Source organism: Foetidibacter luteolus (assembly GCF_009650435.1).
GTDB classification, from domain to species: Bacteria; Bacteroidota; Bacteroidia; order Chitinophagales; family Chitinophagaceae; genus Foetidibacter; species Foetidibacter luteolus.
Genome location: NZ_VVIP01000090.1, coordinates 29,201 through 53,449 on the forward strand (window position 1 = coordinate 29,201; position 24,249 = coordinate 53,449).

A 24,249-nucleotide genomic window follows, 5' to 3' on the forward strand; every position below is an offset into this window, starting at 1 on the left:
AACAAATAGAAACATGTTTACAAAAATGAAAAGCATAGAGGAAGCTTACCGATCAGTACGCAGGGTGATGGTCGTGATCACAATCGGCTGTTTGTTGCTGTGTGGATATGTCTTTTTCAGGAGCTATCAGCTGGCTGTCATGGCGGAAAATAAAGTTTATGTACTTGCGGATGGCAAAGCACTGGAAGCCCTTGCCGGGGAAAGAAAAGACAATGTAACCGTTGAGGCAAGGGATCATATCAGCACTTTTCATCATCTTTTCTTTTCTCTCGAACCGGACAATAAAGTTATTGAAACCAATATCGCAAAAGCGCTCTACCTGGCTGACGGCAGTGCCAAAAAACAATACCAGGACCTCCGGGAGAGCGGCTACTACTCAGGCATCATTTCCGGGAATATCAGCCAGCATTTAAAAGTTGACAGCATCAGCCTCACCATGGACAGGCATCCATATTCCTTCAGGTGTTACGGGGTGCTTTCTATTGTTCGCTCCACCAATACTACTACCCGAAGCCTCGTCACCGAAGGCTACCTGCGTAATACCTCGCGAAGTGACAACAACCCGCACGGGTTCCTGATCGAAAAATGGATCACTGTGGAGAATAAGGACTTAAAAACAGATAGCCGATGAAGAAGGTATGGATGAAAATTGGAGAATCAATCCGGTTACGGCAAAGAAAATGTGCAGATTGGTTACAGAAGCAAAGCAGCAAGATAAGCAGGAAGAGCTTTATAACGATATTCTTACTTTTCTGCCTTGGTTTTGGCTCAGCATGCGGTTATGTGATTTACAGTGCCTGGCATAGTCCACCACAAGCTTTCAAAATAGGCCGCATCAAAAAACCTAAGTCATTGCAAAGCACTCCGGAAAAGATGCCGCTGTGCCTGCAGCCCAGGCAATTTCTTGAAAGGATAAAACAGTTGCCGGAGGGCACAGGCTTTTATGACAGCCTTATGCAGGCCAGGCCAGGGCTAATGGATTCACTTGAAAGGATCGAAAAAAAATATTATCGAAAATAATTACTTTAAAAATCAAGGATATGAAGCAACAGGAACACAGTGCGAAGTTTTCAAAGCAACGAAAACTCATGGTGGTATTACCACTTTTAGTGATGCCCTTTCTGACCATGATCTTCTGGGCACTCGGCGGCGGGAGAGTAAATGCGGCTGATGAAAGCCAGGCTGACAATAAGGGTTTCAATAAAAATCTGCCCGGCCCGACCCTTAAGCAATCTGTCATAGATAAAATGGGAGTTTATGCCCAGGCTGACCGTGACTCTGCAAAAATGATGGAGCGTAGAAAAAACGAAAACAGGTTCCTGCCTTTTTTCGGCAGCATCGCTGATACTGCGGCCATTGACAAGCGGGGCAGGCATATGTACAGGCAGACTGAGTATGATCATAAGGAAGAGCCGTCCGCTGTTTTGCCGGATGACAGTGAAGCCAAAGTCTTGCGAAAACTGGAAGAGTTGAACAAGGTATTAAGTCAGCCACCACCGTCCCATCCATCACCGTCAGAAACCGGGAAAGCCGGTATTGAGGAGATGGCAGGCATGCGCAGCGCAGATATTGACCGCCTGGAAAACATGATGCAGCTTATGAATCAAAAAGATACGGCAGCAGACCCGGAAGTCGTGCAGTTAAACAACCTGTTGGAAAAACTTATGGCAATACAAAATCCCGCTCCGGCTAATGACACATCGCCCGCTATCCAGCAAGATACACTCACGCTAACTGTACGTGACACTTCCGGTATGACAGAAAATGGGTTTTACTCGTTAGAAGAAGAAATTCATCTGGCCACGACAATATCGAGTCCCGTTGAAGCGGAGGCCGCAGAGACACAAACACTCGTCAGCGGCGCCATGATCAAACTGAGACTGCTATCAGCAATCACTGCTGGCGGTATCAATGTGCCCAAAGAATCTTTTGTATACGGCAGGGTTACACTTTCAGGAGAGCGGCTGCAGGTAAAAGTTTCTTCGGTGCAACTCAAAAACAATATCCTCCCTGTATTATTGGAGTTGTACGACCTCGACGGCAATGCGGGCATCTATGTACCAGGAGCAATAACCAGGGATGTAGCAAAGCAGTCTGCGGCCCAGGCTGCCCAGGGTGTCAGTATCGGCTCACTGGATCCATCCCTTGGTGCGCAGGCGGCCAGTGCAGGTATTGAAACCGCTAAAAATCTGTTTGGCAAAAAGTTCAGGCAGGTGAAGATCACTGTACCGGCAGGTTACCGGGTGCTGCTTAAGGAAAGTGGTAAAAAATAAAGATTTATCTGATAAAACTCGTGAGTATGAAAAGTGTGATTGTATTACTGACTTGTTGGTTTGTTATCGTTGCGCCGGTATTATCTGCACAGGAATTTTCCCCAGGCTTTATACATCCATATCATCTGTCTATCGGCTTAAACAAAACAACCAGCCTTATTTTTCCCTGCGGTATTAAAAGCGTTGACCGCGGCAGCAAGGATGTATTAATACAAAAGGCTAAGGGAGTCGAAAATATCTTGCAAGTAAAAGCTGCCGTTAAAGATTTTGAGCCAACTAATCTGAGCATCATTACCTGTGACGGAAAATTTTATTCCATAATGCTTGATTATGCGCAAAAGCCTGAGCCCCTGACGATTTCTTTTACACCGGCACCAAAAGCTGACATCAGCGGACAACTGCTGGATGAGCAGAGCTACCACTGGATTGCCGACAGCCTCAGTTCACTCAAGGGCTTTTTAAATAAAAGCACGGTTAATCAAAGAATCCGGTTTCAGTTAAAAGGTATGTATCTTAAAAACAAGGTTATGTGGTTTCTTCTTGAACTGCATAACATGTCGCTTATTGATTATACCCCCTCTTCCCTGCGGCTATTCCTGCGGGACAGGCAAAAGGCAAAGCGGACGGCATTACAGGAAACAGAACTGATACCGCTGTTTAATGATACGTTATCACAGGTAAAAGGATTAACCAGCCAACCGTTTATCCTTGCTTTAAGGCCATTTACCATCCCTTCTTCCAAACGACTTATCATCCACGTGAGGGAACAACATGGAGGCAGGTTACTTGAACTGTCGCTGTCAAACAGGCAATTGCTTAAAGTTAAAAAACTGTAGGATGCTGTACAATGCGCAACTGACGAAGTTCTTTGTTTCTGTGGTGAAAGACGGCCGTATAACCAGTGAACATATTACCATTTATATGGCCTTGTTCCAGCTATGGAACCTCAATAAGTTTATCAACCCAATTTCTGTTACCCGCAAAGAGGTAACAGAACTGGTGAAGATAACGCAGCCGTCAATCTATAACCGCTGCATGAAGGAACTTGCCGCCTTTGGTTATATCGAATATGTCCAGTCTTTTCATCCTGTTCTTGGCAGCCTTGTGCACCTCAAAGGTGAGCCTGTAAATGTTGAGCAGTAATAAACGGAGCAGTTACGTCAAGACCGTCGGCGTTTTACTCAGTTGAAATATAGATGTAGAGAAATAAGATCTTAAAAGTTGTACGCGCTGACCTGGAAGAGCAATTCCAAGAGAGAAACCGTTATGTCAGTTATCCTGGCTCACAATCAGCATCAAGGCCGGAACTGAAAAGCTTCCCGGACCGGTTTTAAGCGCTATAGTTTACTTGTGAACAGTCATCTGGCAGAACGGCATGCAGCCATTAACTCATTACCAAAATATCGGGTCAATTAGAAAAAATTATTTGTGAACAGGATAAAAGCAGTGTTATGGAACAGAAAAATTTTGAATACCTGAGTAATCAACTTGAAAAAACCGGGTTCGGCAAAACCCTCGACGCAGGACTTAAACGCGAAATGGAAAAAGGAGCCCCGGAATTCGAATTAAAATTGTACAGCAGTTATGGTTCCGGCAGGGCCGTTTCAGAAGCCACTTTGCATTTTAGGAAAGGTGCGGAATCGGAGCGGTATTTTTTCAATAAATATGATATGGCACTGAAAGGTCCTGACAATGACACGATCAGGGAAAATACTTTTTACATCAATAAGACCAACAATATCACCCACAAGGAAGCCTATAATTTATTGGAGGGTCGTGCGGTCAACAAAGACTTAACCAAGAAGGATGGGCAGAAATACAATGCATGGGTGGAGCTGGACCTATCGACGAAAGACAAATACGGCAACTTCGGGCAAAAACAGTATGGAGAGCGCTATGGATTTGACCTGGAAAAAGAACTCGGCAAATTACCGATCAAAGAATTGGAAAATGAAAGGTCTGCAAACTATCTAATCAATGGATTAAAGAAAGGAAACCTGACAGATGTTACATTGGTAACAGATGGGCAGGAACAAAGAGTGTTGCTTGATGTAAGTCCTAAAGACCGGTCTGTACTAGTTAGTAAGCAGGAACCGGAACCATTAAAAGGTATTATCCCGGGAAAACAGCAGACGGAAACCTTTGATAAAGAAAAAGATGCCGCAAAAGAAACAAAGCCTGATGTGGTAAAAGAGTTTTTTGAAAAAAAGGAAAACACCCGGCCCAGACAAATGGATAAAGGAATGGAGCAGTGATATGCAGCTCGGGCCACTATATCAGTTAGCAAGACTGCAGCAGGATAACCGTGCAGGCGCCATGCACATCTGCGTCTATACGGCACTGCTTCATTTATGGCACAGGAATTATTACAGAGTTCCGTTCGCCATTACCAGGAAACAGGTGATGTTGCTGGCAAAGATAAGATCCAAGGTTACTTATCATAAGGTGATGGATGAATTGAACATGTTTGGGTATATTTCCTATTATCCCTCCTTCCACCCATTGCGCGGGAGTATTATCTTCTTTAATCTGACTGATGATTTAGACTAAGCAGGTCTCAATATAGCCGCCTGCAGGAGGTTTTGACCATATTTCCACATTTGTGATTTGATGACTGGGAGCTACGCCAGTGGTTTTAAAGATTCTAAAATAGAGGTAATGGGAGCGGAAATACTTACAAAAGAAGATTTAGCAGCCTTTCGTGTAGAACTTATTACAGAAATAAGGAACCTGATACAAAAATCACAGCATGTAACTGACGAGTCATTATATGGACTTAAAACAGCACATGTCAGAAAGCTACTAGGCTGCTCAATCAACAAACTAAATGCCTTAAGGATCAGTAAAAAAATCCGCTCCAAAAAAATTGGAGGTACTGTGTATTATAGTAAGGAAGATATAAGAAAATTAGTGAATGAAGGTTTTACATTTTAAATGGCGAGATTTTGAAAGCCGGTTAGATTAAGTAATTATTGCTAAGTTTTATCAGCTTATATTCATTAACGCAGCTCTTGTAATTTATAGTGCAATATGCTTTTCATCCATGGCAATATCGGCTTCAAACTGATTATGCCATACGGTTGCATCAATTAGCATTTTGGCATCTTCTACAACCAGGTTTCTTAGCTTTTAAGTATAATGCTTTCAGCAGGCTGGGCATGCAGGCAATATTATCGCCGATGATGCATCTTTTTGGTATGAATCAGACCCTGCAAAAGATGTGCTTATCACCAATAACAGGTTTATCAACTGCGGCTAGAACCTTGGGTGAGAACAACTGTACCATTGCTATGGCGCCTGAAAGCCACTCTGACATTACCGACAATTTTGTGCATAGCAATATCCGCATCCTCAATAATCATTTTATCGTAACAACAAAGCCCCCACTTTTTGCAAGGAGAACAGATAAGTTTATTTTTAATGATAACATTCTCCAGTCAAATTTAGCGTGCAGCAGTACTATTCTTATGGATGATGCACGCATGCCTTCGCACAGCTACCACGGAAGAAATTGCCAGGATACTATGGCAGTTAATAATGTTTTTGCGAAAGTTCTTAACAGTTTTATCCTTTTTGTTTGCCGATTTATTTGTTTATCAAATAGGCTATTGTATAAGTTTAGCAGCTTTTAATTTATTAAATATTTGGTCTCATTATCCGACAGTCGTATCGTAAGTAGATTTCTTTGACAAATAATTACGCTTTGCCAGCATTTTATCTTCTATACCACGCATGTCATTCATGATCTTTTCTTCATCCACGTCCGCATAAATTTGTGTTGTACTTATTTTGGTATGGCCCATCATCATTTGAACTGTTTCCAATGGCACGCCGTTTTTTAACGCTACAGTTTTTGCAAAAGTATGCCTGGCTACATGAAACGTTAAAGGGGTTTGAATACCGCAAATTTCCTGGATTATTTTAAGCTTCTCATTTACGCATTGGTTGGTAATGGATTTAAATATAGGTTTATTGGCCCATCCTTCCCCTTCTTCTGAGTATTTTTCAATAATATTTGCAGCAGATTTCATTAATGGTACTGCAGACAATTCATCAGATTTAGTTCGATATATTTTACACCAAATAGTTCCATCTGTTTCTGTTTCAAAATGTGAATGGCACAAGGCCATTGCGTCCACGAATGCCAGCCCTGTGTAACAACTATACAAGAAAAGGTCTTTAACGTAGCATAACATAGGACTGACTAATTGCTTTTGTTCCAATACTACAAGCTCCTGAATTGAAAGCTTTTTTCTTTTGGATTTTTTCAACGGACAGCTATATTCTCCACAGGGATTATTTTTTATCCATTTTAGTTCGACCGCCCAATTAAGTATCCGTTTGAAACGCTGGATGTGTTTGCCAACGCCGTTGCCATTACAGGGATCATGTTCTTTAATGGGTGTTGTTCTGATATAGTGTTCAAGTTCAGTTGCGAATTGATTGTCAAGTTGAGATAAATGTGTGTCCGCTGAAGGAAAGCGAAAGGCGGCGAATAGTTTAATGTACTCAATGGTGGTTTTGTAGTTTTTAAAGCCCCCTTTTTTTAGCTTTGGTTCCCATATTTTTTTATAATAATCAAGCAACTCTATCAGCTTGTGACCCTTTAATTCAGCCTGTACTTTCAGATATGCCCCGCGCACTGTCTCCGCTGTTATAAGCGACCCTTCATCGTCAAGAATGCGGTATTTCTGCCTAATACGAAATCTTATACTGTCAATATGCTCATTAATCTTCTTAACTTCCATTGTTTTACCCTTAACACATTCTCTGGCTGTATCCCAATCTTTAATATCAATCTGCTCTTTAGTGGATATTTCTTTCCTTTGACCGTCAACAGTAATGCGTGCATATATATCCGCCTTTGCTTTATTGGATTTGTGCCTTCGGATAATGAAATTGATAGCAAATGTTTGTACTGCTTGCATAAGTTTTTTTAAAATGATTTGAAATTGTTATCGTCCTTCTCTTTTCTGGTGTCCGCTGCTTCGAATCCACTTTCGAATCCTGTCAAAAACATGCAAATAAATTGCTGTACCTCATTGAATATCAACAAATTGAGAGACATAGGTGAGTAACAAAGGCTATGCCTAAATCGTCTCACCGAATCACTCACCGGAGAATTGACATTTTTTACAAAAAACTGATTAGGCTTAAAAGAAAAATCCCTGTAAATCAATAAAATTTACAGGGAATGATACGAATTGAACAGTCAAAAAGTCGGGATGACTGGATTCGAACCAGCGGCCTCTTCGTCCCGAACGAAACGCGCTACCGGGCTGCGCTACATCCCGCAGGATGACAAAAATAATTTTTCATGGCACAATAACAAAAAAATACCACAGCGCTTTTGCCGGTAGTTGCGTCGCTACGCAACGATAAAACAAAGCAATGGTATTGCCCCACATTTTAACTAACGTGCCGGTTTATTGAGTACATTACGCAACCTGGAAAAAAGTAAGGCTGGTGCAGGAGTATATGACGAAATGCCCGGCAGGTTTAAGGGGCTGCTATTTTGTTTGCTGCGTAAAGCGGTACCAGTACAAGAGTGCGACGCAACGATGCTCAATAAGCGTTACTGCCGCCGGGCCCATAATAATCCAATTATGCGCAAGCATAATTTTACGCTGATAACGTATGAAAAAACAATTACTGCATGTATTGCTTACGTTGCTCGCATTACATGCGCAGGCGCAGCAGCCTGAACACAATCTTCGCTTTGATTCGCTGGCCTCATCTTGGGATGAAGCCATCCCGCTTGGCAACGCCACACTGGGTGTTTTAATTTGGCAAAAGGATGGCCGGGTGCGTTTCTCATTAGACCGCTCAGACCTTTGGGACCAACGCCCCATGAAGGGCCTGCACCGCAAAGAATTCAGCTATCAATGGGTGCAGCAACAGGTGGCCAAAAAAGAATACAAGCCTGTGCAGGAGTATCTTGACGCACCTTACGACAGGGAGCCTGCCCCCACCAAAATACCGGGCAGTGCGCTTGAATTTAACCTGCAAAACCCGGGGCAGGTACAATTTGCCGAACTGCACCTGGCAACAGCTTTATGCCGCGTTAAATGGAGCAGCGGGATACTGCTTACCAGTTTTGTGCATGCTACCCGGCCGGCGGGCTGGTTCAGGTTTGAAAATGTAACGGGCAACTTTCTTCCCCAACTGGTACCACCAAAATACCAGGGTGCTGTTACAGTTAGCGGCGACCCTGTTGGCGGCGACGACCTTAGCCGCCTCGGCTACAGCAATGGAACTCTAACTAAACAGACCAACAGCATTACATACAGGCAACAGGGCTGGAGTGGCTTTAGCTATGAAATTAGTGTACGCTGGAAAAACAACGGCCATACAATTGAAGGTACATGGAGCATATCTTCCCATGTTGCAGGCAAGGCTTCCGCAACAGCCTCAGCAGTTACCCAAAAAAGCCTGGTAACGGGCTATAACAATGCATACACATCGCATAGCAGTTGGTGGAAGAATTTCTGGTCTAAATCCGCCATTCATGTGCCCAACGACACGATAGAAAAGCAATGGTACCTGGAGCAATACAAGTTTGGCTCGGCATCCCGCAAAGGGGCGCCACCCATATCGCTGCAGGCTGTGTGGACTGCCGACAATGGCCGCATACCGCCATGGAAGGGAGACTATCACCACGACCTTAACACCCAGCTTAGCTACTGGCCATCGTACAGCGCCAACCACCTGGATGAAGGCATGGCTTACCTAGACCATCTTGATGGCAACAAAGCCAATTACAAGCGCTATACAAAACTATATTTTGGCGTTAACGGCCTGGCTGTGCCAGGCGTAACTACCCTTGATGGAACAGAGATGGGCGGATGGATACAATACTCCTTATCACCAACAGTCTCGTGCTGGCTGGCACAACATTTTTACCTTCAGTGGCGCTATAGTATGAACCGCGGCTTCCTGCAACAACGGGCATACCCGTGGATTAAAGAAACCGCCAGCTTTATAGAAAACATCACCAGGCTTAATGCTGATGGCTACAGGCAACTGCCCATTAGCTCAAGCCCCGAAATAAACAACAACTCACTGCAGGCCTGGTTTACTCAAAATACCAACTACGACCTTGCCCTGATGAAATTTGTTTTCAACGCCGCGGCAGAACTGGCCATTGAACTGGGGCTTAACAAAGAGGCGGCACACTGGAAAAAGACAGAAAGCCAGTTTGCAGATTTTGCTGTTACCCCGCAACAGCAGTTAATGTTTGCCCCTACCCTTCCTTACAACCAATCGCACCGGCACTTTTCACATGCTATGGCCATACATCCGCTGGGCCTTATCAAGTGGGAGGATGGGCCCCAGGCACAAGCCATCATCAGCAATACCATCCGCCTGCTGGACAGCATAGGCCCGTCGGCATGGTGCGGTTATTCGTATGCGTGGCTGGCCAACCTTAAGGCACGTGCAAAAGATGGCCGGGGCGCTTTAACCGCGTTGCAGGTATTCGCCAAAGCGTTTTGTTCACCCAACAGTTTCCACCTGAATGGAGACCAGACAAAGTCTGGCTATTCTTCCTTTCAATACCGCCCTTTTACACTGGAAGGGAATTTTGCTTTTGCCGCGGGCCTGCAGGAAATGTTGTTGCAGAGCTATGCAGGCTTTATTGAAATAATGCCGGCCATACCGGTAGAATGGAAAGACGTTTCCTTCAACCAGTTGCGTGCAGAAGGTGCTTTACTGGTAAGCGCTAAAAAAACAAACGGGCAAATAAAAGAGGTAAAAATTATTGCGGAGAAGGCTGGTACAACAAAGCTAAAACTGCCATTTCAACAATATACGGTTACACAACAAAATAAGGTAACAGCAAACACTGCTGAAGATGGCTTTATCACACTAACCTGTCAGCCAGGTGCAGTTATTGTTTTGCAGCGGCAGTAGGTTCCTGTGCCTGCATAGCAGGCCACAGAAAGCATTTTATGGGCCCGGCAGCAGGAACTATTATGAGGCTTCGTTGCGTCGCACTCTTGTACGTTCTAATCTTTATGCAGCAACTTGTTCAGCATCCCGCGGCATCACCAACAATTGAGGTTGCCTGGCAGCCGTTGCAAAATTTAGTTTTTTTACTTAGTTTGTAGTTCATCATGCAAAGCATAGCGCTAACTATTAAAACAGCTCTACCCGGCAAATAAATTCTGGTATTGAAGATAACAACGATTATAACCAACATGCTGGCGTTGTCCATCTGCACAATGTGCCTGCATGCGCAAAAAATAATCTTCCAAAACTACAGCATACAGGATGGCCTTGCCGCCAACCATATCAACTGCATCATGCAGGATTCTGCAGGCTTCATGTGGTTTGGCACCAGTGAAGGTTTAAGCAAATACGATGGTTATAAATTCACCAACTATTCTACCATGAACGGTCTTGCATTTAACTATATCAACGATATAATCGAAATAGCGCCTAACCGGTTTTTGATTGCAGAAAACAATGGTGTTACCGATGTTGTTGAACACAGTGAAATAGCCGGCAGCAAACGCATCAGCAATGTTGTAATCAATAAAATAATCAGCGCAGGAGCTAACAAAATTTTGGCTGTAACCGATTATGAAGGTCTTTGTGTTTTCGAAAACAATACCTGGAAAAAAAATGGCGAAAAATTCATCAGCACAGAAATAAGCAGGCTTTCCGATTCTTTCCTCGCAGTTACAGCAATGGGGGCGCCTGTTACCATTTTGAATACGCATTCCTTAAAGCCAATAGGCAAAATAACCCCGGTTGATTATTGGTTTACCATGCTGTACACAGACCCTCAAAACACCACCTGGGTTGGAAGAAGCGGCAATGGCTTGCTGATACTTAAAAAACAGCAGGGAGATACCTTTACCACAAGCAAGCCACCTCCCATATTCACCACGGGAATTTTTACCCATACTGCCGTTAAATGTATGCTGCAGGATGATAAGGCAAACTACTGGATAGGCACCAATAACGGGCTGGTAAAAATACAGGCCGGCAAACAACAGCAAGTGTTTACCAGGCAGGATGGGTTGCCATCCAACATTATTCACTGCCTGCTGCAGGACAGGGAAAAGAATATATGGGTGGGTACACGGGAAGGGCTTTGCAAAATTGTTACTGTCAACAATGTACAGATATTGGAAGTAGGCCAGGAAACCGGCATGTATGGATGGCAGCAGTTATGGAAACAATCAGAAGAAGAACTGTTTGTTTATACAGGTTCTTCCATGAAAAAAGTAAACACTGCCACATGGCAGGTAAGCCCCTGGCAGGGCAAAGTAATTACCGGTAATGGCGCATATTTTCCGGGCAAAGGCACCCCGGTTAATTACCAACCGGCAAAAGCTGCGCCGCTCTTTACTAACATGGGTATTGCCGGCAACATAGCTGCCAGCAATATCTCCTCTTCACTTTTTGCCTGTGCCGCTAAAAACAGGTATGGAGATATGTATTATGGCGCTTATGATGGTGTTTTGTTTGCCAGGGCCAACAGCGCCATATCTGACACATTGGTTGGCTCACGTATTACCACCCTTGATTTTGACAATAAAGGGGCCCTATGGGCGGGCACATGGAGCAATGGCCTGTACCGTATTACCACAAAGGGAGAAAAAAACATGACGGAAGATGTTTCTTACCTGTTGCCGGATAAAAGCATACGCAGTTCATTTGAAGACCGCGATGGCAATTTTTGGGTTGGCTTGCGGAATGAAGGGCTCGCCATCATCAAAGGGTACGATACCGCCAAAGCGAACACTGTATGGCTCAGCAAAAAAGATGGCCTTTCTTCAGACTGGGTAAAATGCATGGCGCAGGATAGCTACGGTAATATATGGGTAGGTACCAACCAGGGGCTGGATAAGATCATTCCCCACAAGGGCAAATACCGTGTATACAATTTTGGAAGGATAAACAATTTCTCCCCCGTTATTTATGGCATTGTGCCGTTACAGGATGATATCATCTGGTGCGCCACTTCAAAAGGGCTAATACGTGTTAAGGATTTTCATCTTGATACAGTTGCAGGTTATGCAACGGTAATTACCGCTATTATCCCGGGCGGTGCAAAAAATAAGCTATCCTTTACACAACTGCACAGCAACCTTTCGTTGGGGTACCAGCACAGCGCCATCCAGTTTGAATATGCGGTTCCATCTTTCATTAACGAAAAGCAAATACTATACAGCTATCGCCTTTTGGGCAGCAGTGATACTTCGTGGAGCGGTCCATCCACAGGGCACGCCATATCTTATGGCAACCTGCAAAACGGAGACTACCAGTTCCAGGTAAGGTCTATGGGTTGGGATGGCAACTGGGGCAAGCCGGCCACGTACAGTTTTAACGTACGTCCGCCTTTCTGGAAAACCTGGTGGTTTTTCCTCGCTGTGTCGCTGGCTGTGCTTGTTGCTGTATACAGTTTTTATCGTTACCGCCTTTCGCAGGCTTTAAAACTTCAATCTATCAGAAACCGCATTGCAACAGACCTGCACGATGAAATCGGCTCAACGCTTACCAACATCAGCATACTTTCTGAACTTAGCAATCAAAACCTGCAACAGCCGGCGGAGGCACAAAAATTCCTGGGCCGTATAGCGGAAGAAGTAAACTACAGCGGCCAGGCGCTGGATGATATTATCTGGAGCGTTAACATGCACAACGACTCTTTTGAAGAACTGGTTAAAAGAATGCGCCGGTATGCCGGCGAACTCTTTGATGCCGGCCAGGTACAATACGAACTGCAGTTTGACGAAACACTTTCAGCTATTAAATTGAATATGGAAATGCGCCGGGATATCTACCTGTCTTTTAAGGAAGCGCTAAACAACATTTATAAACATGCGGCTGCCAGTTCTGTAAAAATAGCTTTACTGAAAAAAGACGGGTTTATCATTTTACAGGTAACAGATAACGGTAAAGGCTTTACGGTAACAGAAACACACCGCAATGGCTTAAAAAACATGCAACACCGTACAGCAAAATGGAATGGTGCAATAACCATCAATACAGCCCCGGGCAGCGGAACAGCAATAACCATCCGGCTGCCGGCCGGCAAATAAATCACTCAAAAAGGTGATAGGCCACTCCCCTCTTTATCAGTTAAATTCGTGTTGTGGCAGTACGCATCATCATATTTGAAGACAACGACCGCCTTCGCGAATCGCTTGTTTACCTGCTAAAAAGCAACAATGCCTTTGAAGTGGCCGGCGAATACAATAATTGCCGGGAGGCAGCAACTATTGCAAGGGTATACAAGCCAGATGTGGTTTTAATGGATATTGATATGCCGCTTAGCAATGGCATAGACGGTGTTAAACAAATAAAAGAAGCCATGCCACAAACAGCCGTTGTTATGTACACCGTATTTGAAGACGATGAAAAACTTTTTGCCTGCCTTTGCGCCGGCGCCAATGGTTACCTGCTAAAGAAAACCCCACCGGCACGGCTGTTCGATGCCATTGAAGAAGTGATAGCGGGCGGGGCGCCCATGAGCCCCAGCATTGCACGCCGGGTACTGGAATCGTTCAGCCCCAAAAAGCAGGCCCGGCAATATGATTTATCCGCAAGGGAAACAGAAGTACTGCAACTGCTGGTAAAAGGCCACAGCACAAAAATAATCGCCGATAAATTATTCATTTCTTTTGAAACCGTACGCTCCCACCTCAAGAACATCTATACCAAACTGCATGTAAACTGCGGCAAAGAAGCCATTGCCAAAGTACTAAGCGAAAGGATACTGTAAGTGCGGCACCTTAAAAGAAAGCCATACAGTCAACCAACCACAACTTCGTTGTGCTTACAAATTTTTTATGGGCCCGGCAGCAGGACTACTATAGAGCGTCCCTTGCGTCGCACTCTTGTACTGTACCGCTTTATGCAACAACAAACGCCGCATCGAGCAGCACAATGTCATTAAGTCAAGGTTGTCAGCCTGAGCTTGTCGAAGGCGGATTCGTGAAAAAGCAACTTGCATAACCCGGTTTCGACAAGCTCAACCTGACATTCAGAGCTTAACTTAATGACATTGTCCCGCAGCATCCTGCGCCTCCTGTAACATTCAGTTTTTATCAACCTCCCTATTTCACCCAAAGAGGGGATTGCGGATGCAGCTTTTTAATCAAAATTTTACTTAACGAATATGCCACGCATAAAAAATCAGGTCTCTTACTTATTTAACATGAATGCTACGCATATTCAGGGGTGTTGCTTTAGCAATGCCTACCATTATGCTACTTACTAATTTTAAAACTTCACCAAGTATGAAAAGTTCCGGCAGAAGATTAGCGCTCAGGCAAATGCTGTTATTTACAATGGGAGGAAGCGTTTTATTAAACAGTTGTAAAAGCGCAAAGAATTCAGGGGTTGTTTCCGGTAAACCACTGCAATCGCGTCATGTTCCGGCAGGGACTATTTCTCCGGCGGCTGACGGAATTGTTGCAGGCGCCCCAAAAATCAGGAGTGAATTTACAAATGGACAATTTTGTTGCCAGGAAGTTACAGTGCAACCTAAATTCGCGGGTCCTCCCCCTCATTTGCATAAAGAGCTTGATGAAATTATGTATGTTATTGAAGGGACTGCACAGGTAATGGTTGGCGATACAGTTACAGAGGTGCGTGCCGGTGACTATCACTTACGCCCCCACGGTATTGTTCACACATTTTGGAATTCAGAAGACGTGCCTGTGCGGTTTATTGACATGTACCTAAACCAGGACTTCATCAGCTATTTTGAAGAGTTTGCCCGCACTGGCAACAACCTCAAAAGCAAAGGGCTGGGTATTAACTCTTCCGAAGGAGAAAAAATAATTAATGACCTGAACCAAAAATTCGGAGTGGAAATTTTCTTTGATCAATACCCGCCTTTGCTTCAGAAATACGGGTTGAAAACATAGGTGTATCAAGGTTCAAAGCAAGGCCACATAACGAAAGGGCTGAACAATTCATCTTCCCACTTCCTTCGCAAATACCAGAAAGTTAGCAGCCACGTTTGAAGAGCCTTTATATTTTGATTATCTGATTACTCTTTCCTATTACTAAAAAAGCAGCAGTATGAAATTCTTTAAGAACTTAATCCTCGCAGGTGTCTTAGCGGGCACTGCACTCACATTGGCCGCTCAACCCCCGAAAGAAGCAGAAATTATCGGACTGGAGCAACAGGAAAAAGAAGCAATATTGTGGCAAGACACGGCCACAATGGAAAAATTGTGGGACACAGATTTAGTAGTAAACTCACCAACCAACAATGTAGTGGATAAGGCAGGAGGAATGTATGCTCTCAGAAATGGGTTTATACATTACTCTTACTATGAGAAGAAAATAGAAAAAATAATGTTTTACGGAGATGTGGGCATTGTAATGGGGCAGGAGACAGTAATACCAGTTGGGCTTGCTCCTAATGTAGGCAAAACCGTTAAAAGGCGCTTTACAAATATCTGGAGGCAAAAGGGTAGCTCGTGGACGCTTGTGGCACGGCAAGCAACAAACATATCTATTGAATGATCATTGCGGAAAAGTTAGCTCGTTGTCCGGGCATGACGGGCCATGAATTTCCTTACTTCGCCAATGCTTCAAAGTTATCAGCAGGTTTGGATATTGCACAATACCGAAAATATTACAGGGTGCCGGTGCAAATTGTCCAGTAAAGTACAGAACCACTCTTATTGTAGCCCCGGGCCAGGTTATTGCTTCAGTTGCTGAATAGAATTACAGCAGTACAAGAGTGCGACGCAAGGGACGCCTCATAGTAATCCTGCTGCCGGGCCCATAAAAATATTCATGCCGCAAGGCATTCATAAAACATGTATGATTAAACCAATAGCATTAACTGCCATACTTTGTTTGCTTTGCTGCCGGCAAGCGTTGCCGCAAAGCATTGGCCTTAACAACGACAACAGCCCGCCACATGCAAGCGCCTTGCTGGATGTTGCAAGCACCACCAAAGGTTTTTTACCGCCACGCATGACGCTGGCACAGAGAAACGCCATCAAAGACCCGGCTACAGGATTATTGGTTTATCAAACAAATAATAATCCGGGGTTCTATGTTTTTAAAGACGCATGGGTACAGTTGAGCGACCAGTGGCAAAGCAATGGCTTTAACAGTTACAACCGTTACAGTGGTAATGTTGGCATTGGAACAAGTACACCGCCATACAAACTAACCATAAGAACAGGATTGAAACAATATGGCTTTGTGCATACAGATGGCGATGGTATAGTTGGCAGTTGGATCGGCGATTTTCAGGGTTCTGGTTATGGGGGCTGGCTGGGCACATTATCCAACCACCCACTGCATTTTTATACAGCCGGCGGTGCCGCACAGCTAACGTTGCAATCCAACGGAAATGTTGGGATTGGAACCGCTTCCCCCAGCTTTAAACTTGATGTAGCAGGGAGGATAAGGCTGCGCAGCGAAACCAAGAGCGGCGCCGCGGCCGGCCTTTGGTTTAATGATCGTACCAATACTAATGCGATAGCATTTGTTGGTGTACCACAGCAAGATAACGCCATAGGTTTATATGGCAGTGTTGCCGGCTGGGGCATTATAATGAATACAATTTCCGGTAATGTTGGAATTGCGAAGAACCCTGGCAGCGCTAATTTCAGCGATGCATCTTTGCAGGTAAGAGGGCGAAAAATAAATGGTACAGAGATGGCTACACTAACACTGGAATCGCCAAGCGGTGTGTATAACTGGAGTTTTTTGATACCCGATTACATACAGAAAGGCCATAGCCTGGAGTTATACCGCAACAACTTATACATGGGTATGTTTGCTTCCGGGGATGGCAGCTATCACGGAGTCTCAGACATCAGGTTAAAAGAAAACCTGCAGCCGTATCCCGAAGTATTATCGAACGTAATGTTATTGAAGCCGTACCGCTATCATTTCAAAAACAACCCCGACACTTCCGCCTCCATCGGTTTTATAGCACAGCAGGTAGCAAGCGTTTTTCCTGAACTGGTTAAAGCGGGCTGTTACCGGAATAATGATTCTTTGCTTAGCCTTAACTACCAGGCATTATCTGTTATTGCCCTTAAAGCCATACAGGAACAGCAGGTAATGATTGATGAGTTAAAAGCAACCATTGTTAAAATAAAACAGGAGATGGAATTGTTAAAGCAACGGCTGTAAAGTAAGCCTTATTACTGCTCTTCAGCCAGCATTTTCTTACCTTCTTCTTTTATGGCCACATCATTTTCTGTACGTGTGGGCAGTTTAACCAGCTTGTTTAAAACTTCAAACATAGGCGTGGGCCGGTTTTTTATTTTGTAAGCTTTGGCAAGGTCAAGATAGTTGGCCGCGAAGTACATATCCAGGCTGCGGCATTTTTCCATGTAGGCAATGGCTGTATCAATATCAGGTTTGGCAAGCCCGCCGTACATGGTTTTGATGGCGGCTTTTTTAAACCAGGAAAGGTCCAGCACTTCCAGGTGCCATTTTCCGGCAGTGTAGTTGGCCTTTGCATGGTTGGGGTTTAGCTGCAGCGCCTTATCGGAGTATTGTTTTATGCGGCGTACAAAATCCACCATTTTTCTTTTATCGGTTTCCACTTCCGTCATTTTACCGCAGGCCATAGCCATGGCATAGTTGGCATCGGCGCTGTTGCTGTCTGCCGCAAGCGCTTTTTGTGCATAATCACTGCAGTTAAGGTAATACAGGTTACGGCTGTTCTTATCGGTTTGCCGCATACCAATAGCGGCATTCAGTTCGGCGCACTTAACAAGTGCTTTAATATTGGTAGGGTCAACAAGTGCGGCCTGTTTGTATTTGTCAAGCGCGGCAGATTCTTTTAATTGCTTCTCCAGGTTTTCCGCTTCTTTCAGCAGCACATTCACATCCTGTGCAAAAGCGCAAACAGCAAACACTACCATTATGTGGGTTAACAGCAACCTCTTCATAGAATAATCACGGTTTTGATAAGGCAATATAATTCTCTTTGGTTAAAACATAGCGTACACCAAGCCCGCCACGAAATGCAATAATAGGAGGATTGAGTTTGCGTACGCTAACGCTCACTTCTTCCACATGTGAAAATTTTGAAAATATTTCCTGCGCTATGTGCGTAGCCAAGGTTTCCAGCAATTCTGTTGGCCGGCCCATGTGGCGTTTTACTATTTCGTAAACAACCGTATAGTCAATGGTATCGCCAAGGTGCAACACTGGCACAGATGCGGGGTAATGGTGTACGGTAACATCTACTTCAAATTCAGCGCCCAATACCCTTTCTTCTTTATAAAGGCCATGGTTGGCATGAAAGCGCAATTGCTTTAATTCTATGCTTAACATCGGGTAAAATTAATGGTTACAGGCATTAATTAATGCGTCTCTGACTTATCATTTCTATAACCCGCGCAGGAAGTTTTGACGGGAGAACAGATTAAACAAGTATTGAAAAGCGGAAGCCCGCTATACTTTTTAATTGGGATAAAGCTGTTCAGGATGGCTTAGGGGAAAACTTTAACAGGCGCATCTCGCAATTAGGACATATATTTAGCACCTTAACATTTGAAAAAGAGCCTTCTGCATCAGAATTATTATTCTTACTCGCAACAGTAACAACTATTCTTCTCATCCTTTTTGCTCCGCTCATTTTTTTTAATCAGACAATTATTTGTATGAACATTTATGTTTCCAATGTGAGTTTTCACACCTCAGAATCAGATCTTAAAGATTTGTTTAGCCAGTTTGGCAATGTTGAATCTGTTAAACTGATAACAGATAAATTTACCGGCAAGCCACGGGGCTTTGGTTTTATTGAAATGCCATCCAGTGAAGAAGCCGGGGTTGCAATAACGCAACTTAACAACAAAGAAATTGAAGGAAGATATCTTTCTGTTACGGTAGCAAGGGATAAAGAAAGCAGCGGAGACCGCTCTTTTTCACCTGCAGCCAGAGCAAGAAAATGGTAAATAACAACGGGCCTGTAGCTGCAGGCCCGTTTCTTTTTCAAGTTGCTATAAATCTCAAGGAATATCGTCATGTCATTTATTGAAACGGTTCTTGATGTGCCATCTTATGGATGGAAGAACCTTAACGGCAGTTTATCCAAACCCTCTGCCAGCCAGTTGTTTGCCGAGTTCAGAAAAAAGCTGAATGTTTTTGCCAACCGCAAAAACTGGCTGTCTTTTTTTTCCTGGTTTTGCATGCTGTTGCTGGCCCCTTTCCTTGTAATGTTTATAACAATGCAGGTACAACATTTCAGCATTATGTATATACTCATTGCTTTTGTTTACGGCATGATAATGATGGGCACCCACGGCACTATCTGGTACCACCGTTACTGTACACATCACTCATATACTTTCAAGAACAAATTCTGGCGCTTTATTACAGCCAACCTTGTACTTAAGCTTATACCTGAAGAAGTGTATGTAATATCTCACCATGTACACCATGCCTTGTCTGATAAGCCGGGCGACCCATACAACGCAAGGGGCGGATTTTTATATTGTTTCCTGGCTGATGTAAACCATCAGCAGATCTCAAAAAATCTTAGTGGGGCAGATTATGAACGCACAGCTAAAATGTTGCGCCATACAGGCATTACAGCCAATAGCTATGCCGCCTATAAAAAGTGGGGCACAGTTTCAAAGCCGTTTACTGTAATTGCGGGCACTCTTGCCAACTGGGCTTTCTGGCTGGCTGTTTTTTATTTTGCAGGTGGCCTGTACCTTGCCTTGGCGGTATTTGCAGGCGCCTTTGTATGGGGCATGGGTGTAAGAACATTTAATTATGAGGGGCATGGTAAAGGCAAGAATAAACAGGTTGAGGGTACCGATTTCAATAATGCTGACATGTCTGTTAACCAATGGTGGCCGGGCATTGTAGCCGGGGAGTGGCACAATAACCATCACCTGTATCCATCAAGCGCAAGGTCAGGTTTTTTGCCGTGGCAAATAGACTTAGCCTGGTATTACATCAAAGCGCTTAAATGGTTGGGTGCCGTTACATCCTGCCGGGATGCGAAACAACAATTCATCAAAAAGTATATTCGGCCCTCATCGCAACAACCATAAGCAAATACAATAGCCTGCATCGTATATTATTTCAGCCGGCATAATGGAAACCAATTTTTTTGGAGCCCGGCAAAAGTACCTGTCATAAGGCTTTACTTGCGTATGTCCCGAGAGGAACGATTCGGGATCGCACTCTTCTACTGCCTGATTCGCTATGCAGCTTTTCTCACCATCACAGGGGCACTATAAACACCAACATCTTTCACTTCCTCAATCTATCAGCCACGCTTTGCAACCGCCAGGTTTCGTTACTAAAAACAAACCCGCTTATATTATTTTCTAACCGGTTTCGACATTGTTTTCAAATGCTTATCAATAAGAGCACCTATGTTCAGTACAGTTTCGCTGTTAATATTCGCCGGCCCTACCCAGGTTTTACGGCCACCGGGCATTAGCTTTCGCTGAATGGAAAAACCCGGGGCACCTTTAACCGATATGGTAAACCCTGCGGCGCCGGAAATGTAATAGACGCTAACTTCTACAGGTTTGCATAAATAGTGTATGATAAATGTATCGTAGGTACCGGTCATTATCCTATGGTTGAATGTATAGAGAGTGTTATTTGCAAATACTACTCGCCTTCCGGCAGGTTTACAGAATTAAGGGAGTGAATAACTCCGTTAGATGCCTGCCTGTCACGCGACAGCACTTTTGACCCATTGATAAATACCTGGCCGTCTTTAATTGCTACCGTAAGGGTTTTCCCGTTAATAGTGCGCAACTTTTCTCCATTTCTAAAGTCCTTTAGCAACTTTTTGCTTTCAAGAATATGAAATGAGAGTATATCCAGTAATTTACGGGCATTGCCAGGTTTTAACAGGCTGTCGTAACTGTCTTTACCTATGCTTTCAAAAGCCAGGTTAACCGGGGCAAATAGTGTAAATGGTCCTCTTTCATTTAAAGTATCGCCGAGCGTTGTTGCCTTTAGCCCTTTGGTAACATTGGTAAGAAAACGGTCTAAGCCTGCAATGTCGAGTATTGTTTGTGCCATATATTTTTTAAGAAATGAAGGCCCCATCAGCAGTATGTAAAGACACTGCACTTAAACGGCCATGATAGAAAAAAAGTAATAAGCGTAATAAAGGAAAGCAACAGCAACTTAGTTGGCCATAGTAGCATGGGCAAGCAACCAGCGGAAAACAGACAATTCGCTGGTAATACCAAGCGGCAGTTGATCGCCAATAAGCTTTTCCGCATAAGTTCCATAATTTACAGAACTGCGGTCTGTAACTTCCATAAGGTAGTTGATCATATTAAGCACCTGGTCGCCATTTTGACGGTGAAACCTACGCCTGTCTGGTTCATGCAGCGTTGGTGCTAAAGTATTACCAGCATCACCCAGCCATTCATATCCATGTTGTTCATCCATATTTTGTCTCTGGTATCGTAACCTGTGTTGCATGATAATGATGATTAAATGGTTCTAAAAAACATTACTGGTCGCGGCCACCGAAAAAAAGATAGGTCAAATCACTTTCACAAATGGAATACCTTTTATTGCCTTCCTGCCAAAACTTTAACGACGTAATATAAAATCCGGTATCAACAAGCTCTCCGCCAAACCTGGATATAATCTTACTTACATCCCGGCCGGAAAGTTCTTTTTGTTCATACTTGTGTTTATTGATTGTTCCCTTTACAAGATGCGCCTTTAGTTCAAAATCAGGAATGGACATACCATAGAGCTCAATAAACTTGATAACAGTATTTAATGTGTGCATCTTGCCGGTAAAGTGGGTAAGGTACACTTATTTATTTACTATGGCCGTTAAAGTTATTTGCGGCAAGCTGCCTTTACGCAAACACATGCATAATGCGTTAGGTTTCTGTAACTTGTTTTACTAAAACATTCATCGTGATTTTTAAAACAAGCCATAGAAAAACACAATGGAAAGTCTTACCCGTGTTGCTGCTGCTTTGGGGCTGCACAAATAAGCATGATGTTTCGAACGAAAAAGATACGCAATCCATTACAGCAGTAAGCGCGGCAAGGGCAAAAGCCTTTAATGATGGCGATGCCGAAGGCATAGCCATACACTTTACCGATGACGCGTTATTGATGGCGCCGGGTAAACCTGCTGCCCAAGGCAGGGAAGCGGTAAAAGCTTACTACCAGTTAATTTTTGATGAGTAAACTACCCAACTGGAAAGTCATTATGATGAAGTGAATGTATCCGGCAACCTGGCTTATGGAAGAGGTTATGCCAAAGTAACACTTATACCTAAAAAGGGTGGCGCACCTGTTGTATCCACCGCCAAATACCTGAATATTCTTAAAAAGCAGCCAGGTGGCGAATGGAAAACCACGCATGATATATGGAACAGTAACGAGTAGAAATTTCACTTGTTTGCCCTGTACAAATTGTAGCTCAGTGGAACTTTTAGTTAGGGGTCTGAAAAGACGCCCAATGAACCGTACGATGAATCCCGAAGTTTCGGGACGACGCAACGATGATCCCATAAAAATATGTCGCCTGCCACCCAGGAATATCGCAGTCCGCTTGCAAAGTCTCCGGACTTCGCAGCCTTATGCAGCAAGTGTAAGACTTAACACTCTCTACCTTAAGAAAAAAGTCCATAAGTATCTACCGGTGTGGCATTACTTTCCAAAGCCGCCCATTTACCCATGGCCTGTATTACAGGCATCAACGCTTTACCAGAAACTGTAAGGCTGTACACAACCACCGGCGGAACCACCTGCTTTGCCTCACGGGTTATTAGCTTATCTGTTTCCAGCTCTTTTAAATGCTGTATCAGCATTTTTTCCGTTATCGGCGGAATAGCTTTTTTCAACTCGTTGTACCTCCTGGGGCCAGCCAGCAGGTGATAGATTATTAATGGTTTCCACCGGCCGCCAATTTTGTTGATTACATACGATACAGGGCACTCCAGTGTGGCCTGGCGTTTATTGCTTTGCTGTGTGGAACTTTCTTTTATCTTAGCCATATACATACTTTTTGGTAAGTACTTGTATAAAAGTAAGTACAAAGCTAACTTTGTTTCTCATAAAAATGAACAAGAAAATGAAATATGTTATTACAGGTGGTTTAGGCCACATTAGCAAACCCGTAACGGAAGCGCTGGTTAAGAACGGAAAACAGGTTACCGTAGTTTCAAGCAGCGAAAGCCGCAAACCAGAAATAGAGAAAGCAGGCGCTGCAGCGGCCATTGGCTCTGTAGCCGACAGGGATTTTGTAACCACAGTTTTTCAGGATGCGGATATTGTTTACCTGATGATCCCCCCAAATTTCCAGGCAGATGATTTCCCGGCTTATCAAAAAATTGTGGCAGATAATTATGTAGCGGCCATAAAGAACAGCAAGATAACCCATGTTGTACTGCTGAGCAGCATTGGCGCCCATTTACGCAAAGGGGCCGGCCCTATTGACGCATTGGGATACCTGGAAGGCGAACTGGAAAAGCTGGATAACCTTAACCTTAAGTTGCTGCGCCCATCTTATTTTTATTATAACCTGTTTACCATGGCCGGTTTAATAAAGCACGCCGGCATTGCAGGTTCCAACTTTGGCAGTACCGATGAAAAACTGGTGCTGGTACACGACCAGGATATTGCGGAAAAAGTAACAAGCATATTGCTGAACCCAGATTTTACCGGGCACACCATTGAATACATTTCAAGCGATGAAAGGCACCCGCAGGAGATTGCCGCTGTACTTGGCAAAGCCATTGGTAAAGACAACCTTGCCTGGGTTACGTTTACAGACGAGCAGGCAGAACATGGCATGCTGCAGGCTGGGCTAAAGCCTACGATGGCAGAAAATTACACAGCAATGGGCCGGGCTTTACGCGAAGGCAGGGCGCAGGAAGATTATTGGCGTAACAAACCGTTGCAACAGGGAAAAACTAAACTGGAGGAATTTGCCGCAAGTTTTGCCGGCTATTATAAATCATTAGCAGATTAGTGCTCATTTAACTGGTGGCAGGTGCAACTTTAAAAAATT

General features: G+C 44.0%; 27 protein-coding genes and 1 tRNA gene. 19 read left to right on the forward strand and 9 right to left on the reverse strand.

The annotated features are described in order from the left end of the window. Positions 1 to 13 precede the first annotated feature (13 nt). The 8 genes from traK to F0364_RS26780 all read left to right on the forward strand — a co-directional run bounded on the left by traK (position 14) and on the right by F0364_RS26780 (position 5,905). On the forward strand, positions 14 to 631 hold the full coding sequence (traK, locus tag F0364_RS26745) for a conjugative transposon protein TraK (RefSeq protein ID WP_153800886.1): 618 nt from the start codon (positions 14 to 16) through the stop codon (positions 629 to 631). 409 nt (positions 632 to 1,040) lie between these two features. Further along, positions 1,041 to 2,273, forward strand: coding sequence for a conjugative transposon protein TraM (gene traM, locus F0364_RS26750; RefSeq protein WP_153800887.1), 1,233 nt, complete (start codon positions 1,041 to 1,043; stop codon positions 2,271 to 2,273). 11 nt (positions 2,274 to 2,284) lie between these two features. Beyond that, complete coding sequence (gene traN / locus F0364_RS26755) at positions 2,285 to 3,109, forward strand: conjugative transposon protein TraN (RefSeq protein WP_262885421.1); 825 nt, start codon at positions 2,285 to 2,287, stop codon at positions 3,107 to 3,109. A gap of 1 nt (position 3,110) precedes the next feature. Continuing rightward, complete coding sequence (locus tag F0364_RS26760) at positions 3,111 to 3,416, forward strand: hypothetical protein (protein ID WP_153800889.1); 306 nt, start codon at positions 3,111 to 3,113, stop codon at positions 3,414 to 3,416. Between the two features lie 308 nt (positions 3,417 to 3,724). Further along, positions 3,725 to 4,528 (forward strand): hypothetical protein, encoded by an 804-nt coding sequence (locus F0364_RS26765; RefSeq protein ID WP_153800890.1) that lies wholly within the window; start codon positions 3,725 to 3,727, stop codon positions 4,526 to 4,528. Further along, the gene (locus tag F0364_RS26770) at positions 4,473 to 4,823 is read left to right on the forward strand and encodes a hypothetical protein (RefSeq protein ID WP_153800891.1); all 351 of its coding nucleotides are present in this window, start codon (positions 4,473 to 4,475) and stop codon (positions 4,821 to 4,823) included. Before F0364_RS26765 ends, F0364_RS26770 begins: the two co-directional genes overlap by 56 nt. Before the next feature lie 108 nt (positions 4,824 to 4,931). Next, on the forward strand, positions 4,932 to 5,207 hold the full coding sequence (locus F0364_RS26775; RefSeq protein ID WP_153800892.1) for a helix-turn-helix domain-containing protein: 276 nt from the start codon (positions 4,932 to 4,934) through the stop codon (positions 5,205 to 5,207). Positions 5,208 to 5,296: 89 nt separating this feature from the next. After that, entirely contained in the window at positions 5,297 to 5,905 is a 609-nt protein-coding gene (locus tag F0364_RS26780) for a hypothetical protein (RefSeq protein WP_207632899.1), read from the forward strand. Positions 5,906 to 5,926: 21 nt separating this feature from the next. Here the strand turns inward: F0364_RS26780 and F0364_RS26785 are convergent, their stop codons facing one another. Together F0364_RS26785 and F0364_RS26790 are read right to left on the reverse strand one after the other, a co-directional pair. Continuing rightward, a complete protein-coding gene (locus tag F0364_RS26785) occupies positions 5,927 to 7,201 on the reverse strand; it encodes a site-specific integrase (protein WP_153800894.1) in 1,275 nt (424 codons plus the stop codon). A gap of 292 nt (positions 7,202 to 7,493) precedes the next feature. Beyond that, positions 7,494 to 7,567: transfer RNA gene (locus tag F0364_RS26790), tRNA-Pro, on the reverse strand. A 343-nt stretch (positions 7,568 to 7,910) separates the two neighbouring features. Here F0364_RS26790 and F0364_RS26795 point away from each other — a divergent pair. The 6 genes from F0364_RS26795 (at position 7,911) to F0364_RS26820 (ending at position 17,402) form a co-directional block, all read left to right on the forward strand. Further along, complete coding sequence (locus tag F0364_RS26795; RefSeq protein ID WP_153800895.1) at positions 7,911 to 10,184, forward strand: glycosyl hydrolase family 95 catalytic domain-containing protein; 2,274 nt, start codon at positions 7,911 to 7,913, stop codon at positions 10,182 to 10,184. Between the two features lie 260 nt (positions 10,185 to 10,444). Then, positions 10,445 to 13,327 carry a ligand-binding sensor domain-containing protein gene (locus F0364_RS26800; RefSeq protein ID WP_153800896.1) on the forward strand — a complete coding sequence of 961 codons (2,883 nt, stop codon included), beginning with the start codon at positions 10,445 to 10,447 and terminating at the stop codon, positions 13,325 to 13,327. A 53-nt stretch (positions 13,328 to 13,380) separates the two neighbouring features. Continuing rightward, positions 13,381 to 14,010: a response regulator gene (locus F0364_RS26805; RefSeq protein ID WP_153800897.1), complete on the forward strand. Its 630-nt coding sequence runs from the start codon at positions 13,381 to 13,383 to the stop codon at positions 14,008 to 14,010. 517 nt (positions 14,011 to 14,527) lie between these two features. Next, positions 14,528 to 15,160: a cupin domain-containing protein gene (locus tag F0364_RS26810; protein WP_207632900.1), complete on the forward strand. Its 633-nt coding sequence runs from the start codon at positions 14,528 to 14,530 to the stop codon at positions 15,158 to 15,160. Positions 15,161 to 15,317: 157 nt separating this feature from the next. After that, complete coding sequence (locus F0364_RS26815; protein ID WP_153800899.1) at positions 15,318 to 15,767, forward strand: nuclear transport factor 2 family protein; 450 nt, start codon at positions 15,318 to 15,320, stop codon at positions 15,765 to 15,767. 303 nt (positions 15,768 to 16,070) lie between these two features. Then, entirely contained in the window at positions 16,071 to 17,402 is a 1,332-nt protein-coding gene (locus F0364_RS26820; protein ID WP_153800900.1) for a tail fiber domain-containing protein, read from the forward strand. Positions 17,403 to 17,413: 11 nt separating this feature from the next. Here the strand turns inward: F0364_RS26820 and F0364_RS26825 are convergent, their stop codons facing one another. After that, a complete protein-coding gene (locus F0364_RS26825) occupies positions 17,414 to 18,169 on the reverse strand; it encodes a tetratricopeptide repeat protein (RefSeq protein WP_153800901.1) in 756 nt (251 codons plus the stop codon). A 7-nt stretch (positions 18,170 to 18,176) separates the two neighbouring features. Next, a complete protein-coding gene (gene folB / locus F0364_RS26830; RefSeq protein ID WP_153800902.1) occupies positions 18,177 to 18,557 on the reverse strand; it encodes a dihydroneopterin aldolase in 381 nt (126 codons plus the stop codon). A gap of 329 nt (positions 18,558 to 18,886) precedes the next feature. Here folB and rbp point away from each other — a divergent pair, with 329 nt between their 5' ends. Further along, positions 18,887 to 19,180, forward strand: a complete 294-nt coding sequence (gene rbp / locus F0364_RS26835) for an RNA-binding regulator (protein ID WP_153800903.1) — start codon at positions 18,887 to 18,889, stop codon at positions 19,178 to 19,180. A 69-nt stretch (positions 19,181 to 19,249) separates the two neighbouring features. Further along, positions 19,250 to 20,287, forward strand: coding sequence for a fatty acid desaturase (locus tag F0364_RS26840; protein WP_153800904.1), 1,038 nt, complete (start codon positions 19,250 to 19,252; stop codon positions 20,285 to 20,287). 272 nt (positions 20,288 to 20,559) lie between these two features. Here the strand turns inward: F0364_RS26840 and F0364_RS26845 are convergent, their stop codons facing one another. The 4 genes from F0364_RS26845 to F0364_RS26860 all read right to left on the reverse strand — a co-directional run bounded on the left by F0364_RS26845 (position 20,560) and on the right by F0364_RS26860 (position 22,008). Then, on the reverse strand, positions 20,560 to 20,817 hold the full coding sequence (locus F0364_RS26845) for a hypothetical protein (RefSeq protein WP_153800905.1): 258 nt from the start codon (positions 20,815 to 20,817) through the stop codon (positions 20,560 to 20,562). Positions 20,818 to 20,858: 41 nt separating this feature from the next. Beyond that, the gene (locus F0364_RS26850) at positions 20,859 to 21,278 is read right to left on the reverse strand and encodes a fasciclin domain-containing protein (RefSeq protein WP_207632901.1); all 420 of its coding nucleotides are present in this window, start codon (positions 21,276 to 21,278) and stop codon (positions 20,859 to 20,861) included. Between the two features lie 108 nt (positions 21,279 to 21,386). Beyond that, a complete protein-coding gene (locus tag F0364_RS26855; protein ID WP_153800907.1) occupies positions 21,387 to 21,689 on the reverse strand; it encodes a hypothetical protein in 303 nt (100 codons plus the stop codon). A gap of 31 nt (positions 21,690 to 21,720) precedes the next feature. Further along, the gene (locus tag F0364_RS26860) at positions 21,721 to 22,008 is read right to left on the reverse strand and encodes a hypothetical protein (protein ID WP_153800908.1); all 288 of its coding nucleotides are present in this window, start codon (positions 22,006 to 22,008) and stop codon (positions 21,721 to 21,723) included. Between the two features lie 134 nt (positions 22,009 to 22,142). Between F0364_RS26860 and F0364_RS26865 the strand changes: the two genes are divergently transcribed. Both F0364_RS26865 and F0364_RS26870 read left to right on the forward strand, forming a co-directional pair. Beyond that, positions 22,143 to 22,421, forward strand: coding sequence for a YybH family protein (locus tag F0364_RS26865; RefSeq protein WP_207632902.1), 279 nt, complete (start codon positions 22,143 to 22,145; stop codon positions 22,419 to 22,421). A 9-nt stretch (positions 22,422 to 22,430) separates the two neighbouring features. Continuing rightward, positions 22,431 to 22,622 (forward strand): YybH family protein, encoded by a 192-nt coding sequence (locus F0364_RS26870; RefSeq protein WP_370752738.1) that lies wholly within the window; start codon positions 22,431 to 22,433, stop codon positions 22,620 to 22,622. A 227-nt stretch (positions 22,623 to 22,849) separates the two neighbouring features. Here F0364_RS26870 and F0364_RS26875 read toward each other — a convergent pair whose 3' ends face one another. Continuing rightward, complete coding sequence (locus tag F0364_RS26875; protein ID WP_153800911.1) at positions 22,850 to 23,233, reverse strand: winged helix-turn-helix transcriptional regulator; 384 nt, start codon at positions 23,231 to 23,233, stop codon at positions 22,850 to 22,852. A gap of 77 nt (positions 23,234 to 23,310) precedes the next feature. On the opposite strand from F0364_RS26875, the gene F0364_RS26880 reads away from it, so the two are divergent. Continuing rightward, positions 23,311 to 24,210, forward strand: a complete 900-nt coding sequence (locus F0364_RS26880) for an NAD(P)H-binding protein (protein WP_153800912.1) — start codon at positions 23,311 to 23,313, stop codon at positions 24,208 to 24,210. Positions 24,211 to 24,249 lie beyond the last annotated feature (39 nt).